General features: G+C 36.8%; 24 protein-coding genes. 16 read left to right on the top strand and 8 right to left on the bottom strand.

What is annotated here, in order from left to right; genetic code table 11:
• Nucleotides 1-44 precede the first annotated feature (44 nt).
• The 5 genes from JNUCC25_RS18800 (at nucleotide 45) to JNUCC25_RS18780 (ending at nucleotide 2,275) form a co-directional block, all read left to right on the top strand.
• The gene (locus JNUCC25_RS18800) at nucleotides 45-233 is read left to right on the top strand and encodes a hypothetical protein (RefSeq protein ID WP_013058440.1); all 189 of its coding nucleotides are present in this window, start codon (nucleotides 45-47) and stop codon (nucleotides 231-233) included.
• Nucleotides 234-415: 182 nt separating this feature from the next.
• Nucleotides 416-754: a CotD family spore coat protein gene (locus JNUCC25_RS18795; protein ID WP_041816604.1), complete on the top strand. Its 339-nt coding sequence runs from the start codon at nucleotides 416-418 to the stop codon at nucleotides 752-754.
• A gap of 201 nt (nucleotides 755-955) precedes the next feature.
• On the top strand, nucleotides 956-1,063 hold the full coding sequence (locus tag JNUCC25_RS18790) for a YjcZ family sporulation protein (RefSeq protein WP_016766356.1): 108 nt from the start codon (nucleotides 956-958) through the stop codon (nucleotides 1,061-1,063).
• A 286-nt stretch (nucleotides 1,064-1,349) separates the two neighbouring features.
• Nucleotides 1,350-1,502, top strand: coding sequence for a YjcZ family sporulation protein (locus JNUCC25_RS18785; protein ID WP_013058439.1), 153 nt, complete (start codon nucleotides 1,350-1,352; stop codon nucleotides 1,500-1,502).
• Between the two features lie 302 nt (nucleotides 1,503-1,804).
• A complete protein-coding gene (locus tag JNUCC25_RS18780) occupies nucleotides 1,805-2,275 on the top strand; it encodes a DinB family protein (protein WP_140457006.1) in 471 nt (156 codons plus the stop codon).
• A gap of 176 nt (nucleotides 2,276-2,451) precedes the next feature.
• Here JNUCC25_RS18780 and JNUCC25_RS18775 read toward each other — a convergent pair whose 3' ends face one another.
• The gene (locus JNUCC25_RS18775) at nucleotides 2,452-2,619 is read right to left on the bottom strand and encodes a hypothetical protein (RefSeq protein ID WP_170960220.1); all 168 of its coding nucleotides are present in this window, start codon (nucleotides 2,617-2,619) and stop codon (nucleotides 2,452-2,454) included.
• A 119-nt stretch (nucleotides 2,620-2,738) separates the two neighbouring features.
• Complete coding sequence (locus JNUCC25_RS18770) at nucleotides 2,739-3,287, bottom strand: TetR/AcrR family transcriptional regulator (RefSeq protein ID WP_029323560.1); 549 nt, start codon at nucleotides 3,285-3,287, stop codon at nucleotides 2,739-2,741.
• A 209-nt stretch (nucleotides 3,288-3,496) separates the two neighbouring features.
• Between JNUCC25_RS18770 and JNUCC25_RS18765 the strand changes: the two genes are divergently transcribed.
• From JNUCC25_RS18765 to JNUCC25_RS18755, 3 genes are all read left to right on the top strand, one after another.
• Nucleotides 3,497-4,252, top strand: a complete 756-nt coding sequence (locus tag JNUCC25_RS18765) for a carboxymuconolactone decarboxylase family protein (RefSeq protein ID WP_029323558.1) — start codon at nucleotides 3,497-3,499, stop codon at nucleotides 4,250-4,252.
• 118 nt (nucleotides 4,253-4,370) lie between these two features.
• On the top strand, nucleotides 4,371-5,234 hold the full coding sequence (locus JNUCC25_RS18760; RefSeq protein WP_057273785.1) for an aldo/keto reductase: 864 nt from the start codon (nucleotides 4,371-4,373) through the stop codon (nucleotides 5,232-5,234).
• Between the two features lie 64 nt (nucleotides 5,235-5,298).
• Nucleotides 5,299-5,709 carry a cupin domain-containing protein gene (locus tag JNUCC25_RS18755; RefSeq protein WP_029323553.1) on the top strand — a complete coding sequence of 137 codons (411 nt, stop codon included), beginning with the start codon at nucleotides 5,299-5,301 and terminating at the stop codon, nucleotides 5,707-5,709.
• Between the two features lie 113 nt (nucleotides 5,710-5,822).
• On the opposite strand, the gene JNUCC25_RS18750 is transcribed toward JNUCC25_RS18755, so the two are convergent.
• From JNUCC25_RS18750 to JNUCC25_RS18735, 4 genes are all read right to left on the bottom strand, one after another.
• A complete protein-coding gene (locus JNUCC25_RS18750) occupies nucleotides 5,823-6,530 on the bottom strand; it encodes an SDR family oxidoreductase (protein ID WP_029323551.1) in 708 nt (235 codons plus the stop codon).
• A 131-nt stretch (nucleotides 6,531-6,661) separates the two neighbouring features.
• Nucleotides 6,662-7,831: an MFS transporter gene (locus JNUCC25_RS18745; protein WP_029323549.1), complete on the bottom strand. Its 1,170-nt coding sequence runs from the start codon at nucleotides 7,829-7,831 to the stop codon at nucleotides 6,662-6,664.
• An 81-nt stretch (nucleotides 7,832-7,912) separates the two neighbouring features.
• Nucleotides 7,913-8,428 (bottom strand): cyclophilin-like fold protein, encoded by a 516-nt coding sequence (locus tag JNUCC25_RS18740; RefSeq protein WP_140457004.1) that lies wholly within the window; start codon nucleotides 8,426-8,428, stop codon nucleotides 7,913-7,915.
• A 126-nt stretch (nucleotides 8,429-8,554) separates the two neighbouring features.
• On the bottom strand, nucleotides 8,555-9,658 hold the full coding sequence (locus tag JNUCC25_RS18735) for an alpha/beta hydrolase (protein ID WP_098277796.1): 1,104 nt from the start codon (nucleotides 9,656-9,658) through the stop codon (nucleotides 8,555-8,557).
• Between the two features lie 178 nt (nucleotides 9,659-9,836).
• On the opposite strand from JNUCC25_RS18735, the gene JNUCC25_RS18730 reads away from it, so the two are divergent.
• Entirely contained in the window at nucleotides 9,837-10,739 is a 903-nt protein-coding gene (locus JNUCC25_RS18730) for a LysR family transcriptional regulator (protein ID WP_013058430.1), read from the top strand.
• Between the two features lie 154 nt (nucleotides 10,740-10,893).
• On the opposite strand, the gene JNUCC25_RS18725 is transcribed toward JNUCC25_RS18730, so the two are convergent.
• Nucleotides 10,894-11,322, bottom strand: coding sequence for a MerR family transcriptional regulator (locus JNUCC25_RS18725; RefSeq protein WP_454222309.1), 429 nt, complete (start codon nucleotides 11,320-11,322; stop codon nucleotides 10,894-10,896).
• A 319-nt stretch (nucleotides 11,323-11,641) separates the two neighbouring features.
• On the opposite strand from JNUCC25_RS18725, the gene JNUCC25_RS18720 reads away from it, so the two are divergent.
• From JNUCC25_RS18720 to JNUCC25_RS18695, 6 genes are all read left to right on the top strand, one after another.
• Nucleotides 11,642-12,493 (top strand): aldo/keto reductase, encoded by an 852-nt coding sequence (locus JNUCC25_RS18720; RefSeq protein WP_078082081.1) that lies wholly within the window; start codon nucleotides 11,642-11,644, stop codon nucleotides 12,491-12,493.
• A 321-nt stretch (nucleotides 12,494-12,814) separates the two neighbouring features.
• Entirely contained in the window at nucleotides 12,815-12,970 is a 156-nt protein-coding gene (locus JNUCC25_RS18715) for a hypothetical protein (protein WP_029323541.1), read from the top strand.
• Nucleotides 12,971-13,243: 273 nt separating this feature from the next.
• On the top strand, nucleotides 13,244-13,573 hold the full coding sequence (locus JNUCC25_RS18710) for a PadR family transcriptional regulator (protein WP_013058428.1): 330 nt from the start codon (nucleotides 13,244-13,246) through the stop codon (nucleotides 13,571-13,573).
• Nucleotides 13,560-14,123 carry an HAAS signaling domain-containing protein gene (locus tag JNUCC25_RS18705; RefSeq protein WP_029323539.1) on the top strand — a complete coding sequence of 188 codons (564 nt, stop codon included), beginning with the start codon at nucleotides 13,560-13,562 and terminating at the stop codon, nucleotides 14,121-14,123. The genes JNUCC25_RS18710 and JNUCC25_RS18705 overlap by 14 nt, the downstream gene beginning before the upstream one ends.
• Entirely contained in the window at nucleotides 14,113-14,976 is an 864-nt protein-coding gene (locus JNUCC25_RS18700; protein WP_098602535.1) for a DUF4097 family beta strand repeat-containing protein, read from the top strand. The genes JNUCC25_RS18705 and JNUCC25_RS18700 overlap by 11 nt, the downstream gene beginning before the upstream one ends.
• 341 nt (nucleotides 14,977-15,317) lie before the next feature.
• Entirely contained in the window at nucleotides 15,318-15,704 is a 387-nt protein-coding gene (locus JNUCC25_RS18695; protein ID WP_029323535.1) for a hypothetical protein, read from the top strand.
• 152 nt (nucleotides 15,705-15,856) lie between these two features.
• On the opposite strand, the gene JNUCC25_RS18690 is transcribed toward JNUCC25_RS18695, so the two are convergent.
• Complete coding sequence (locus JNUCC25_RS18690) at nucleotides 15,857-16,969, bottom strand: type II asparaginase (RefSeq protein ID WP_454222306.1); 1,113 nt, start codon at nucleotides 16,967-16,969, stop codon at nucleotides 15,857-15,859.
• Between the two features lie 336 nt (nucleotides 16,970-17,305).
• On the opposite strand from JNUCC25_RS18690, the gene JNUCC25_RS18685 reads away from it, so the two are divergent.
• On the top strand, nucleotides 17,306-17,524 hold the full coding sequence (locus JNUCC25_RS18685) for a hypothetical protein (RefSeq protein WP_225518845.1): 219 nt from the start codon (nucleotides 17,306-17,308) through the stop codon (nucleotides 17,522-17,524).
• The last annotated feature ends 8 nt before the right edge of the window (nucleotides 17,525-17,532 follow it).

Genomic DNA, 17,532 nt, shown 5'->3' with positions numbered 1-17,532 from the left:
TTTTTCTTAATCAACTCACATAATATACAAAGGAGGTGACTGATATGGCAGATCAATCCAAAGAATCAGAAAAAATGATATGTGAAGATCATAATTCTCCAGTTGATGAAAGAAGTTACGATTTATACGAAGCGACGCGTAATTCACTTTTACGCAATGAATTAGACGATAAAAACAAAACCATTTTAAATAATATTGATAACGCAGCGATGGATGTGAATCTTGAGGAATAATGGACATAAAAAAACCTTCTATTTCTTAATATCATAGCTAACTAAGGATACACATTTCTTTTTCTCTTAGTAAAGAAGACCTTAAATAATTAGGGTCTTTTTTAGGTATTTCCCAAAACATTCTATGGTTGTTTCAGATACAGTAATAGGAGTCTACTAACAGCAAGGAGAAGATTTTTAATATGAGAAACAACTATCCTTATCAGCACTCTAATTACGGTGATTATCAAGGGGCTATGTATCCTCAGCAAGGTAACTGCGGTTATCCTCAATCTAAACCTTGTGGTCAATTGCCTCCTCAAACCATGCCTGCTCAGTATGACCCAGTTAAGCAAAACACATCTTTTACTGGTCAAGATGTGTTTGTTCCAGTGGTGCATCCTAGCCATACCACAAATGTTTATCAAAAAAATTATAAATATATGCACTCATTCCCGCATACAGAATCCGTTGTATATCAGGAAACGCATCAACATTTTTGTGCTCCAAGCTGTCCTCCTAGAACTCGGCCTTGGTGCTAATAGCCAAAAAAGCCCCTTCATTTTAACAATGAAGGGTTTTTACTATGTGAAATTTATGATGTTATTTAGCTGTCGCTAAACAAAGTAGCCTATTTTAGACAAAAATCCAATCGATATGAGCTATGTCTACATATAATACCTTAACCCATGTATATTTAAAGTTTTTTCCTTTAGTTAAATACCACGAAAAGAGGTGTTTGTATGTCTAGTTATGGTGGAGCTGGTTCTGGTTTTGCTTTATTAGTTGTCCTGTTTATTCTTCTTGTCATTATTGGATGCAGCTGTTACGGCCGCGGATTTGGCTATTAATAACAATAAAAAAGTCTTTCTCTAATTTGAGAAAGACTTTTTTATTCTAGGTTGTGCGGGGTTGCTTTTATACGCAATAGAACTGATTGGGCGGAATTCAAACAATCTATTGCAGAGGGAGTAAAACTCATATATGGGATCTGGGGATGCTTCATTGTATGTAAAAGAAACTAAAAGGTTATTATTTTTTATTTATAGTGATATAAAACGTAGTCTATCCACTTCGTGGAGCAAATTTCGTTTTTCATCATATGCTAAATGTATGAACGAGAAGGAGGTGAAGTTTATGTTCTTTGGCGGTTATGGCGGAGGTTGTGGCTATGGTTATGGCGGCGGCTGCGGTTACGGCGGTGGCAGTGGTTTTGCTTTAATTATCGTGCTGTTTATCTTATTAATCATTATTGGCTGTGCTTGTTGGGGAGGATTTGGCGGTTGCTAATTATTAGCCTGCCTTTATCTCTAACTTAAAAAAGTTAGCTTTATGCTAGCTTTTTTTATTTGTTAAATGGGGACATGTATAGTGATTAGTACTCACATCTGCTGCGTTAACCAATGGTTTACAGCTTGTTACTAAGCGTTTATGGAGTTTTTTACATAAAAGAATTGAACATACGATTCCTAAAGTATGAAAGTTATTATACTCAGCATAAGAACCATGAATATTTGAAATAAGTTTAGTTGAAAATTCACCTCTTTGTTTTGGAGAAATCATGTAAAATAATGATAAGAGGAGGGATGGAAATGAATGGAACAGACACAATAGTATTAAATATAAAAGAGATTAGAAGAAGAAGTATAAAGGTTTGGCAAGCAATTCCTGATGATAAACTCGATTGGAAGCCAGATAAAGAAGCTATGACATGCGTAGAAATGGTTCGTCATGTCTTGGAGTCAGAATACTATTATCATCTAGCTATCAAAAATTTGGGCAGCTTAAAGGAATTTGATTCTCCTTTTGAAAAAAGACCATTACAATCTATAAAGGATGAATTGGAGTTTGCAGCATCATACCACCAACAATTTTTAGACATGATTACTACTTTTTCTGAAGAAGATTTAACTAACATTCAAATAGACCGTTCAGGTGTTGGTTATATTCGTTCTTTAGGGGATATGTTGATGCGGATAGGCTATCATGAATCCGTACACGCTGGACAACTCTTACAGTATTTGAGAATCATGGAGGTTGATCGACCTAGAATATGGGATTAAATCAATTAAATAATATGTATATCATAGATAAAGTTAGTTATCGTAATGTCCCTATTTGCTAAGAAATATTTTTTGTATTTATAGAAAGCTCATTGTTTGTAATCTGTGCTTTTTGCATGTCAATTTTACCAAACATCGCTGCAATATCTTTCCGAATAGACGAGCCAATTAATTAGCTATAAAACTATACCAGCAGCTATCTCCATGGAGATAGCCGCTGCGACTTCTGGATCTTGAAAACGTGCTCTGCATAGAATATCATCCAAACCTGCTTCTAAACGTTCAGGCGGAGCTGGGGGGAAAGCTACCTCATTTCCGTTTAATAGCTTTTCTGCGTCTTTCATTCATTAGATGAATCAAAATATGTTTCGGCGCTTATTCTCCGTGCTTTAGTACTATTTATAAATAACCTGGATCCTCTGTAGAGTCCAGGTTATTTAATTGCTTTTAAAAACGCAATAAATTATTCTAAATTCCGATCTAACAATATGCCAGTTTGCTCAGCTATGACATCGGTTGGAACGTGCATGCCATTTTTAAACCACCATTCTACTGTCCCTACAACAGCTGAGGCAAAGAATTGAACAACAACTTCTTTACTTAACCCTTCGTTTTCACCTTTAGTTATATCAACTTCAGGACTATACTCTTGGATGACTAACTCGAGAAAACGGCTGCGGAAATAATGTGCGCCTTTACTTTCTAACATGGTGGAAAAGAACAGGTGGTGGCGCTCAAAGTATTCAAACCAAATATAATTTCCTTCTTGAAACGTCATATCAGCAGCCGAATGGCATAGTTCCTCGAGATTGTTCATATGCTCTTCAATCATCTTATCTAGTAAATCGTATTTATCCATGTAGTGAAGATAAATTGTGCCTCGGTTAACGTTTGCTTTGTCAGCAATGTCCTGAATGGTAATGTCATCAAATCGTTTTTGGGTCATTAACTCAGTAACTGCTTTTTTTATAGCCTCTTGGCTTTTGAGTATTCTTCTATCGACTTTAGCCACTTTAAAACCTCACTTTTTTTAAAGATATTCAACAATATCTCTTCATTTGTTGAGTAATCAACGAATCGCCTTTAATTAGCGATTGAAAGGATCTTATTTGCTTTTATAATTATAGACAGATGTTGATTAATCAATCAATATTGATTTTCAGCAGACAGGTAGATACTTTTAAAACTATAGAAAAATGAACTTCAATAGGAGGAATGTTTGTGAACCGCATTGACAGGAGTATAGAAAAATACAAGCAGCTGTTTGGCGATGGTGTTCCAGCTACACATGTTACCGATCCGGATTTTCAGGACATTCTGAGCCATTTTATTTTTGGAGAAATTTTTTATCAAGGTGAGCTAAATGACAAGGAGCGCGAGCTAATTACATTGGTAGTTCTGGCTACTAACCAGACGTTGCCTCAACTAACAGCACATGTTAGCGCAGCGCTGAGTGTTGGTCTAACACCTGTAGAAATTAAAGAAGCTGTTTACCAGTGTGCACCATACATTGGATTTCCAAAAACGTTAAATGCCATCGATAAAGTTAACGAGGTTTTCAAAGCAAAGGAAATTGTTTTACCGATAGAGAGTCAAAAGACGGTAAATGAACAGAATCGCTCTCAAAAAGGGCTGGCTACTCAAGTAGAGATTTTCGGGGATGTTATTAAAAAAATGCAGAAGAATGCTCCATCGAATCAAACGCATATACAGGAATATCTTTCGGCTTTTTGTTTCGGAGATTTTTACACCCGCAGCGGACTTGATTTGCAAACAAGAGAGCTATTAACTCTCTGTATTGTAAGTGCGTTAGGTGGTGCTGAAGGTCAAGTGAAGGCACATGTACAAGGGAATCTGAATGTGGGAAATGCCAAGGAACAATTGATTGATGCAATCACTCACTGTCTTCCATATATGGGCTTTCCAAGAACACTAAATACATTAGCTTGTATTAATGAAATTAGCCCTGAAAACTAAGAGAAGAAAGTAAAGAATCTCTGTTTTATGTGAAGATTTCCCTGATAAGAAATGGGAAACCAAAGTATATAGGACAAGTTACTACAAAAAATAGAACAATTCAAAGGAGATAAAAAACATGTTTAACGAAACGTATAAATTATCAAACAGTGTAGAAATGCCGCTATTAGGCCTTGGTACTTGGCTGCTTGATGATGAACAGGCAGCGCAGGCAGTGCGTGATGCGGTCTCTAATGGGTACCGTCACATTGATACGGCTCAAGCTTATATGAATGAAGCTGGTATAGGCGAAGGAATCCGTTCTAGCGGTGTTGAAAGAGAAGAACTTTTCATTACAACAAAGGTTGCAGCAGAAGCAAAGACTTATGAGGAAGTTACGGAGTCCATTGATGAGTCTTTAACAAAGATGGGGCTGGATTACATTGATCTTCTCATTATCCACAGTCCACAGCCTTGGACGGAGTTTAGAGAAGAAAATCGCTATTTCGAAGAAAACAAAGAGGCATGGAAAGCAATGGAGGACGCTTATAAAGCAGGAAAGGTAAAGGCAATCGGTCTTTCTAATTTCCTTCAGGATGATATAGAGAATATTCTTTCAAGCTGTGAAATCAAGCCTATGGTCAATCAGGTATTAGTACATGTGAGCAACACGCCTTTAGATTTAATTGAGTTTTGTCAGAAGAATGACATCTTGGTAGAAGCATATTCGCCAATTGCACACGGTGCAGTTCTTGATAATAAAGAAGTTAAGGTAATAGCTGATAAATATGGGGTATCTGTCGCGCAGCTTTGCCTACGCTATGATATTCAGCTTGGTCTTGCAGTAATTCCTAAGACCGCAAACCCAGATCATATGAGAATCAATGCAGAGCTTGATTTTGTGATTAGTGATGCAGATATGGAAATTTTGAAAAATGTCGAACCTATTCAGGATTATGGTGAGCATAGCTACTTCCCGGTATTTGGTGGGAAGTTGAAGTAAACATGTAATAGCAATGAATGAGCCAAGACATACAACTATGAATGATATTATTGGAGGAATCAAAATGGCAAAACATGAAGAAGTAAAAAATGGCGTTATTTTCCCAGTAGGAGAAAAAAACGAAGCGTATGCACAATTTTTTGTTGGACAAAGCTATCTTCAAACATTAATCGCCGATCCCAAAGTGAATGTCGGAGTTGGAAATGTGACCTTTGAACCTGGATGCCGCAATAACTGGCATATTCATCGTGATGGATTTCAGCTTTTATTAGTAACAGGTGGCGAAGGCTGGTACCAAGAAGAAGGAAAACCTGCACAATTCTTAAAAGCTGGAGATGTTGTTGTTACACATGATGGTGTAAAACATTGGCATGGTGCTGCAAAAGACAGCTGGTTTGAACACATTGCCATCACTGCCGGTACGCCGGAATGGTTAGAACCAGTAACGGATGAGGAATATAACAACATAAAATAATAGATTGCATATATGCTAGAAACAAAAAAACCTACGGATTATTGGTAATAATCCGTAGGTTTTTTATTATAAATTCAAAATATCATAGGGGAGGTACTTAAAGCTCTAAACATTCACCAATCGATTTGTTTTTCATCTTTAAAAAAGCCTCCGGAAGGTTCTTCAGTTCCAATCGTTGCTAACCAAAGGATAGAACGAGCAGCTTGCTCTGGAGTTCTTGGAGCTGATGGTCCACCCATATCTGAGCTTACCCATCCTGGATCGACCGCGTTAATTTTGATATCATTGGTGCTTTCTGCAGCTATTAATTGCGTTAAGCCATTTAGAATAAGCTTAGATAACTTATAAGCGCCAACTCCTGGAGATGACATTTCACTCATGGCTCCATATTCTGAGGAAACATTAATAATTCTTCCGTAGGATTGCTGTTCCATGAGGGGTATAAAGGAACGGATTACATGGTAGGCACCGAAGAAGTTCGTTGCCAGCGTTTTCTCTAGAATAGAAGGATCCATATTGACTAATTTTTGGTTTTTATCCAAATATATGCCCGCATTATTAATCAATACATCTAATCGTCCATATTGTTCACTTACTGTAGCTGCAGCTTTGAGGATGCTGGCTTCATTGCTTATATCCATCACCACATATGAAACATCAAGATGAGAGTCTTTAAGTTTTTGCACGGCTTTATGTCCGGTTTCTGAATTACGGCTCGTCAAAATGACCTTAAAACCTTCCATCGCCAATTGTCTCACTAGTTCATATCCAATACCGCGATTTCCGCCGGTGACAAGTGCCACTTTAGTGTATTTTTCCATTTCAAGTCCTCCATTTTTTATATATTAATGCTGTGAGCATTGATTAGAACGGATTGCTGCTTTTCATAGATGTAATAAAAGAAAACAAAGGGAACCTGCTAGGGATCCCGAAAGAAAGTTGCGCTGATGTCTTATTTTGAAAGTTGCCTTACCGGACGCTGCATGTAGCTTCTTGGTAAAATGAATAGTACACTCAATATTAATGACAAGATCCCCACTAGTACAACATATTGTGTACCCATTCCTGATATAAATAGTCCACCCACAGCTGTACCAATTGTTGTTCCTAAGTTAACGGACGCTAAAAATAGTCCGTTTGCGAAATCAGGAGCTTCTGGAGCTGCGGAGGAAATCCAATATTGATTAATATTCGTTCCTATACCAGCGAATATTCCCCAAACTAAAGTCATGATAGCCATAGGCCAAGTAAACTGTCCGATGAAGAATAAAATGATGTAAACGACTCCCAATGCGAAAGGGAAAACGACTACAGTTTTAATGGCATTTTTCGTAAGTAACTTCCCTGCGATAATATTTCCGAGAATATTTGCCCCACCGAATAGAATCAACATGAAACTAATTAATTGTCCAGAGATGTTCGTAACGCTTTTAAGATACTCAGCAAGATAACTGTAAACCCCAAATACTGCTGAATTCAGTAAAAGGACGGCAATAATAGAAAGCCAAGTAATAGGTTTTTTTAATACGCTTAGCTGCGCTCCGTATGAAAGTCTTTCTGTAACAGGCATAGAAGGGAAGAATGCCCACGTAGCAATAAATACAATAGCATTAATAACAGAAAAAAACGTCATTGATAGTTGAAACGAAACTGTGCTTGCAAGAAAACTTGCGATTGGTACACCAAGTACCATGCCTGCAGATACGCCAATAAAGACTTTGGAAACAGCTTTTGGAGCGTCTTCCTTGCTGACTGAGTTCGCTGCCATTGTAAAAGCTGCTGAAAAATAAATTGGATGAAAGATAGCTGGAATCACACGCGCAATTATGGCAATAGCAAAGTTAGTGGTGAATATAGAGATAATGTTACCTAAAACGAAAATACCAAGTACAAGTAACATTGCTTTCTTACGGTTGACTCCTGAAAAGAGTAACGGCATCGTTGGACCAGATATTGATACAGTAAGCGCAAAGAGACTCACCAGCCATCCGGCCTTTGATACACTGATATGAAAGTGATCCGCAATGTAGGGCAGTATCCCTATAACCCCCATTTCGGTATTTATAATCCCGAAAGCTCCTAAGGTTAAGACAAATATAAGTAGCTTATTTTGTTTAGACATAAAATCAATTTCCTTCTTTCTAAAAAGCGTTATGTTCTAGCTGCTTCAAAGCGGGCTGTTTAAAGAGCAATTGTCATGTTTTTACTTAGTCACTTTTTTAATGGTAACTGTAAAATCACCATGAATATTTTCAACGTTTTCTTTTCCAGACTCAATCTGACCTAGTATGATAAGGTCATTTGTGGCATCCTCAAAACCTTTATAAAAAATAGCTACATTGCCCCAAGGAGCGTAATAAGCAAAGTCGCCTTTTTTTGATAGATCTCCAGCTTGTACATCATCTGCTGATAATCTTTTTTGCAAAATACTAATTTTTTCTTTACCTATATAATCTTCAAAAGTTACTGTTAAAGGTAATCGAGCTAGAAAATCCTTACTTATTGGGTTATTGTACATCCTTACTACTACTTCTTTGTTGTCAAATGTTAATTTTATTCTTGCATTTGAAATACTATCTTCTTTTGATTGTTCTGGTTCCCGGTTTAAGTTGTCATTTGCATTATGATTTCTGTCGGTTGCAGATGAATTATTGTTGCCACAAGCGGCAAGGACAACGCTTGTTACTAAGATAGAAGCTAGGCACAACAGCTTTTTCATCTTGTTAGACTCCTTCTATTTTTACCTTTAAATTTTCAAATTCTATTGGCGAAAACGTATGAATTCCGACAATATAGGCCGGAATTCATACAAATTACGATTAAGATGTCATGCTCTTTACGAGCCTTATTGTTTCTTCAAATTTTCTTTGAAGAAGGATTCAAGCTTGTCAAAAGGAATTAAATTCACTCGATCATACAAGTCCACATGCCCGGCGCCTGGAACAATATAGAGTTCTTTTGGTTGAGCTGCTAGCTTGTAGGCGTCTTCGCTGAACTCTCTAGAGTGAGCGTTTTCACCGGTAATGAACAACATTGGACGAGGAGAAATCGTCTCTATGTCTTCAAACGGATAAAAATTCATGAATTTAACGTTGCTGGTAAGCGTTGGGTGAGTCGTCAGCTTTGGCGACGAACCTTTAGGTGTGTATTCACCTCTTGGAGTACGATAAAAATCATAAAACTCACGTTCAACGTCCGTAGAGTTTTCATTTAATTCGTGTACCGTTCCGCCGGTGTACTTAGTTTTACCGCCTTTAAATTCCACATAGCGCTGCTCTGCTGCCTCTTCAAGAATCTTCTTTCTCTGTTCGACAGTCTGAGAGTGTTTAAGCCCGTTGCGGTTAGCAGCCCCCATGTCATACATACTGACTGTCGCAATGGCTTTCATGCGCGGGTCGAGCTTGGCTGCGCTAATGGCAAAGCTCCCGCTGCCACAAATACCAAGAATACCGATTCTGCCTTTATCAACAAATTTTCGAGTGCCTATGAAATCCACTGCAGCACTGAAATCTTCTGCATAGATATCTGGTGAGACAGCGTTGCGAGGCTGGCCTTCACTTTCTCCCCAAAAAGATAAATCTAATGACAGCGTAACGAAACCTTTTTCAGCCATCTTTTGTGCGTATAAATTTGCACTTTGTTCTTTCACAGCACCCATAGGATGCCCGACGATGATTGCTGGGTGCTTCGTTTTTTTATTAAGACCTTTTGGAATGAAAAGATTCCCTGCAACTTTCATATTGTATTGATTTTCAAACGAAACCTTTTTCTTTGTTACCTTCTTGCTTTTGTAAAAATTATCTGCTCCATTGGACATGTCTGGTTTGTATGCAGCGTCGGTCTTCGATGCAGCGCTAACGTCAGTTTTTGATGCAACAATGGTCGTGGATACAAGCAAGCACAGGGCAATCACTTTACATACACGTGTAATCATAGATTTTTTTTTCATTTTAAGCTCCTTTCCACTTTGAATAAGTAAAGGTGTTGTTTTTGTGATATAAACTTCTTTGTTATTTATTCTAACGGCTTCTTTTGAATATAAAAAATACTTATATCTTATATCATGATATGTTTGATAAGCATTTCTGGAGTGTATATACTAAAGCTTATGAAAGGAGGAGGGGGATATGGAAATTCGAGTTTTGCGCTATTTTCTTGCGGTTGCAAGAGAAGGAAACATCACGAGAGCTGCTGATGTTTTGCATGTGACACAGCCAACTTTGTCTAGACAATTAAAAGACCTTGAACAAGAGTTAGGTAAAAAACTATTTATTCGCAGCAGTCACAGTGTCTTTCTGACAGATGAAGGAATGCTTCTGCGAAACAGGGCAGAGGAAATCGTTAATATGGTGGATAAATTAGAGGCAGAATTTAGTTCGATGGAAGAAACAATAGGTGGTGATGTCTATATAGGCGGCGGAGAAACTGAAGCAATGAAACACATTGCACGAGTAGCAAAAGATGTACAGGTACGTTATCCTAATATACGATATCACCTCTACAGCGGAAACGAAGAAGATATAACGGAACGGCTTGACAAGGGATTGCTTGATTTCGGTATTTTAATTCAGCCAGCCGATATTTCAAAATACAATTATCTTAATATGCCTGCCAAAGATGTTTGGGGCGTTGTGATGAGAAAAGACAGTCCTCTTGCCCTCAAAGAAAGCATTCAAGCTGGGGATTTATTAAACGTTCCACTGATTTGTTCACGACAGGCCATGAAACAGACGTTTTCCAAAAATGAATTTGCGGATTGGTTTGGCGAAGACTTTCATAAATTAAACATCGTCACTACATACAATCTTGCATATAATGCGGCCATTATGGTTGAAGAAGGCATCGGATATGCAATAACACTTGATAAAATAGTCAATACGTCTACTGCTAGTAATCTTTGTTTCAGACCCTTACAGCCAAGACTTGAATCAGGCTTAAATATTGTGTGGAAAAAGCATCATGTTCTTTCAGCTGCGGCGAATGCGTTTTTAAAAGAACTGCAGGAAGAATTTGCACACACTCTAAACTGACAGGGTATCGGTCTAGCTCAAACAAATGGAGTAAAGCGGCTGTAATCGCCCAGGATATTTTAAAGAGAGTTAAAGTTGAAAACCGAGGACAGTAAAAAGACTTGTCTATACGGTATGCTAGATAAGTCTTTTTACTGCCGATATAGAGGTGATGTTAAGATCCTTTGAATGTTTTATTAGCATGTATTAACTCCCATTCGCCAGGGTTAGTGTCATCTGGCGATAAACCGTTAATAACATCAAGATAATGATTTGCTTTTTCGTCCATATATTTTACAGTTCTTTTAGCTTCCTCTAATTGAGCTTGAGCGATCTCTTTTTGCTTTAAAATGATTTCATAGCGCTCATGAATAGTACTTCCACCTTCTAAACACAAATCTACGTAGGTTTTAATGTCTTCCACTGTCATCCCACATTGTTTTAAATATTTAACACCTGTCAGCCAATTAATGGATTCTTGATCAAAAAGACGAATATTGTTTTTATCACGCTGTACGCTCGGAACTAATCCTTTATCCGTGTAGAAACGAACGGTATGTTCCGTTATGTCAAGCAGCTTAGCCACATCTTTCACCGTATACATTTTGGCCACTCCCATAAACATTTTTTCTTTATTACTGTTTAAAATCTATCACATTCGTGTAACACGAAGGCAAGAAGATGATTATGGTTCAAGTCAATAAATTTGTTAGTACCATCAAAGTAATCTAAACAAATACCCAGCCGAACATAAAGCTGAAGGTATAGTTTATCCACTTCCTTCACCGTATACGCTTTAATTCATCATTGAAAGATTTAACTTAATTTATGTAAAGTTCTTGACCTCGTGTTACACGAAGGTATTAGGATAATATTTGTGCAAGATTAACGAAACTTACGATGTAAAACAGGAGGAATTTTATATGCAAAAAGTTACTTTAAACAATGGTGTCGAAATGCCAATCTTAGGCTTCGGTGTATTTCAAGTTCCTGATTCAGCTCAATGTGAACAAGCAGTATCCAACGCGCTTGAAGCAGGGTATCGTCTAATTGATACAGCGGCGGCCTATATGAATGAAGAGGCGGTTGGTGCAGCTATCAAAAAAAGTGGTATTCCAAGAGAAGAGCTTTTTATCACAACAAAGCTTTGGGTTCAGGATCAAGGTTATGAAAGTGCTAAAAAAGCCTTTCATGTTTCTTTGGACAAACTAGGGCTTGACTATCTTGATTTGTACTTAATTCACCAGCCGTTTAATGATTATTATGGTTCTTGGCGTGCAATGGAAGAGCTTTATAAAGAAGGGGAAATTCGTGCTATCGGTGTATCCAACTTTTATCCGGATCGTTTAGTTGATTTAATCTTAAATAATGAAGTTGTGCCAGCTGTAAATCAAGTGGAGAATCATCCTTTTTTTCAACAGAAAGCTGCAAAGAAAGTGATGGAAGAATACGGTGTGCAAATACAATCATGGGGACCATTTGCAGAAGGTCAAAATAATATCTTCCAAAATGAATTACTTTCCGGTATTGGAGCGAAATATGGAAAAACAGTGGCACAAGTTATTTTGCGCTGGCATATTCAACGTGGTGTCGTTACCATTCCAAAATCTGTTCGTAAAGAACGTATCGCTGAAAACTTTAACGTCTGGGATTTCACGTTAAGTGATGAAGATATGGCAGCCATTACTGCTATGGACAGCGGGAAAAGTGAAATCATTGATCATTTTACCGCCGATACGGCTAAAGCCTTAAATGGATGGAAAATTCATGAATAATGAAAGGTTTGCACCACCTAGAAAATGAAATTTTTGATAGCACTCTACTTTAAAACAGCCATAAAATTGGCTGTTTTTTATTGTTTGAAAATGTAAAATAACGGTTTCTTTTTTCTTTAATTTATTACAAAAAAATCAAATGTATTTAAGGCATTTCTATCAATTATAGTAACAATTGTTAAATTTTATCTTAAAGGTGATATTCTTATAAATATTCAATCAGTATACTTTCAAAGCTATTTATGGATTTGATTTTACAGTATAAAAAAATATTGAGAGCCACGATTGCTTTATTACTCTTAGACGAAGGATGAGTGATGTATGAACAAACTTATAATACCAGCCATACTAGTGATATTCGCTTTATGGATCTTATTACAATTGGCTTTAGGCGGAGACGTTTTCCAAAACCCGCTAAACTATTTTATCTTAATAACGGTTTTCTTTTTATTTATCAAACAAGCAAAAGAAAAATAGCCTGGCTTGATTGCTGCTATGTAGTCTATAGTTATAGGCTGCTTTTTCTTTTGGCCGCGTTAAAAAAATTCCATATATAAGCTAATTAGAAAAAGAAGGTTGAACCTTGCTTTATAAAAAATACCTTACGATTGTAAAAATAGTTAAAAATTATTAAACAGTACCTTGCAATAAACAATAGCTGGTGATATATTGTAATTATTAGGAAATCATTATGAATCAGTACTATACAATAAACAGTAGTGGACTGTGAAAAGAAAAGGGTGAAGAACAGTGAACGTGCAATTTAAAAAAGGAGTTTTAGAGCTTTGTGTCCTTGTGTTGCTTGATAAGAAAGACCGCTATGGATATGAATTAGTTCAAAAAATCTCCGATCAAATTGAAATATCAGAAGGGTCGGTATATCCTCTTCTGCGCCGATTAACAAAAGAAGAATATTTTACAACGTACTTAAAGGAATCTACAGAAGGTCCCTCAAGGAAGTATTATCAGCTTACAGCTAAAGGCAGGGATTATTTATACGAACTTATCGATGAATGGAACGAGTTTTCAAGAGGTGTTAATCAATTAATTAAAGAAGGTGTGAACAATGTCGAAGAGTAAATTTTTACAGCAATTAAATGAATCCTTAAAACCATTGTCTTCAAAAGAACGTGCAGATATTCTACAAGATTATGAAGAACATTTTTCCATTGGCTTAGAAGAAGGAAAAACAGAAGAAGAAATTGTAACGTCGCTAGGTTCTCCGAATCAAATAGCCAAAGAATTGCTGGCAGATTATCACGTTGAGCAAGCAACAGCTAAGGCAACAACTCAAAATATTTTGAGAGCCACTTGGGCCGTAATTGGTTTAGCTTTTTTTAATGTAGTGATTGTGCTTGGGCCCGCCGTCGCATTAGCCGGCTTCATTTTGTCAGCTTGGGCCATAGGTCTATGTTTCTTGCTATCTCCTATTCTAGTTCTCGGTGAGGCTATTGTACATTCGAGCGGCTTTTTTCTCTTTAATTTATTCATGTCTTTAGCATTTTGCGGAATAGGATATTTTATTATGTTAGGTATGTTCGTTGTAACGAAGCTAGCTATAAAAGGCTTTGTACGTTATCTAAAATACAATGTATCACTGGTGAAAGGCGGTTTAAAACGTGCTGAATAAAAAGAAACTCTCCATTCTTGCAGGTATTCTCATCCTTGTTGGGATTATAGGAAGTCTCCTTACTTATCGTGCGATTGATCCTGAACCTATTTCAAAAGAAAAAACGATCAACAGCAATCAAGTATCCAAGGTAAACATCGATACGGATAATACCCGTGTTCATGTGTACCCTATCAAAGGCGATAATGTCAAAGTAACATTAAAAGGCGAAACATCTCCTAATATAAAAAGAGACTTCACTACTGCCGTTAAAAATTCAACGCTTTTCATCTCCTATAATGAACAGCAGCGCAGCTGGGTCAATTTTGATATTGTTAGTGTATTAAAACCGCTATCCATCAACGTTTATCTGCCTGAAAAACAGTATAATTCATTGGGGATTTCCAGCAACAATGGGTATGTGTCTGTTAAAAAATTACGCGCAGCGGATGTTTCCATTGGCGCAAACAATGGACGTGTAGAATTAGAGGACATTGATTCACAAAACCTGAACACCAGCGTACACAATGGACTTACAAGCATAAAAAATGCTGCAGCAAAAACGGTTCAAGCAAAAGTGAATAATGGAAAAATAACGCTGAGTAACGTGCAAGGTAGTTTAAAAGGGGAAACCCATAACGGAAGTATCGCTTTAGAAACAAAAGAACTTGATCGAGATATTGACTTTAAAACGAACAATGGAAAGATTAAGATTACGACGAAAAAAGAACCAAGTAACGTTCAATTTAATGTTTCCGTGGACAATGGAAAAGTCGATATTTTAAATAAATATGATAGTAGTGCTGTTATTGGAAAAGGAAAGAATATCATTAAACTAGCCACTCATAACGGCAGTATTTCAGTAATAAAGTAACTGTTTGTTATCATAAGCTCCCCTACAAAAAAGCAATGGTACAGCTAGCCTGAGATAATCCAAAAAGGTTTCACTCATTGAACGTTGATGAGTGGAACCTTTTTTAATTTAGTTTATGGCGAAGTAATAGTGGCAGCTAAAAACGAGCCGTATACAAATCTCTCTTGGTTCATGCAATTTGAGCAGGGAAGGCCTATAAAAAATATAACTTCTTTTATTTTTTCTTAAAAAAGGAATATTTCTTAAAGTGGTACGATACTATTTTCTGATACAACCTATCTCCTTAACAGGGATGTTCTTCGCTTTACCTATCAGCCACTATCAGAAAGGAGCAAAAATAAATGAAACGATATGTTGCGTACGGCTTGTTACTCACAGTGTCTTTAGTATTTGCGATTTTTTTAATTGTTGATTGGCGCCAATACGAAACTGGGTCAGAACAGGCTATTAAGCCTGCTGATAAGAACTACGAGAACAGCAAAAACTATGTCTCTGACAAACGTATGATAAATGTCATTGTAAAGCTAACGGAAGAAAGTCCTGCAACATTTGGAACAAGATTAAAAAGTGCGCAAAGAATAGATGAAAGACGTGTCCATGTGAATACCAATAAGCTAGAGGGCATTATCGAGTTAAAGGATATAGAAGGCAAGACTTTAGTGTGGCGTGTACTAGACGGCACCTCAAATCATTTAATTATGGAAAGCAAGAACTGGGGAAATGAATAAGGAACCTGCTGATAGTTTCTTTCATTTTTAAAAGAGGGTGAGGCAAAAGTATGTTAGTGATGTCTCAACCTCTTTATGTTCTTCTTATAAGCTGTCGTTAACGATTGTTTTTAAAAAATTAGTCAAAACAGAGGATGAAAGATATTTTTGATTTAATACTCATTAAAATATTCTTGAATCTTTTGAGGATCCTTCGTTCTCGTTAAGGCAAGCATTAAAAGAATACGGGCTTTTTGTGGATTTAGCGAATCGGATGTAACAAACGTATCTTTAGCATCTGAATCTTCATGTGTCACAACTCCGCTTCCTACCCGGCTAGACCTCACAATAACTACGCCTTTTTTTACCGCATCTCTAGCACCTGCTAGGGCAGCATCCGATAGCAGTCCGTTTCCTGCTCCTGCGACGACTATTCCTTTTGCTCCGGCTTTTACGGCCGTGTCATAAAAGTTCCTAGAGTCGTTTTGGTATCCATATATGATGTCTACTTGAGGAAGCTTATCTAATTTTGATACATCAAATGTTGATTGCGTTGTATGCTTGCGAGTTGGTTTGTTATAAAATAATACCTTATCTCCAGCTATTTCTCCTACATATCCTTGTTCAAGAGATTTAAACGTATCAACTGCCGTTGTATGCGTTTTTGTTATATAGCGAGCTGCGCCAATTCGATCGTTAAGTGCCACTAAAACACCGGTATTTCGTGCGTCCTTTTTAGAAGCAATTTTCACTGCATTATACAAGTTTAGCGGTCCATCTGCACTTATAGCGGTAGCTGGTCTCATTGAACCAACCACAACCACAGGTTTTTTACTTTTTACTACTAAATTTAGAAAATAAGCCGTTTCCTCCATCGTATCAGATCCGTGTGTCACGACAATACCATCAACGTCTTTAGACGCTAATAGCGTATTAATTCGTTTCGCTAACTTTAACAAAATGGTGTTATCTATATTTTGACTTCCGATATTTACGACCTGTTCTCCGCTTACATTCGCTAGTTTTTTCAACTGAGGAACAGCTTTGATAATTGTTTTAATGTTAAGAGCTCCTGATTCATATCCAGTTGTGTCTGTGCTGCTTTCAGAAGAACCTGCAATCGTACCTCCAGTGGCCAAAATTTTTATATTGGGCAGCTCTTCTTTCACTGAATGTTTTACAGTCATTTTAGAATCATTTACCGATGCATTGACCAATGATAAAGGTCCCGAAAATAAGATAACGCTTGATAAAAAGGTGAGGCCTACTATTCTTTTCAGTTCCATCGTTACTTCGCTCCTTTTACGCAAAAGACATGTAACGATATTATGGGTAATTTGAATTTAAAATATCCAAGGTGCTATTTTATTAAGATCTGTATTTGAAACATCTTTCTCCAAACAAATAAATTAGAAGAAAAGGTACACGCTGTATGGTAAAACGAGTCAATAATATCACAAATGAAGAAATTTATGGAACTGAACTATTCTAATAAACTACTCTAACCAGTTTTAATAATTTTTTATAGAGGATGGAAATATCTAAAATACATAAGGGTTAAAAGGGAGCGGTTAAAGTGAAGCCGACCCTTGTAGATGAACTAATAAAGAAGTTTTCCTTATTTGATTCAAAAAAAAGAGTATGTGGAATTAGCAGTTGATTTAAACAACATTTACGAAAGCAGTAATAAAATTGATCGATTAATTAGAGAAACTCTTCGTTCTTCACTAAATCAAGAAAAGCTAATCAAACAATTAATTGAAATAGAGATAGAACTTGATCATATTCATTGGCATTATAAAAGCTTAAAAAAGGAATTAAAACAATTACTTAATACTTAAATTGGAAG

Source organism: Priestia sp. JNUCC 25 (assembly GCF_053667915.1).
Note: the sequence above shows the minus strand (reverse complement) of the source record. Positions and strands in the feature narration are given on the sequence as shown.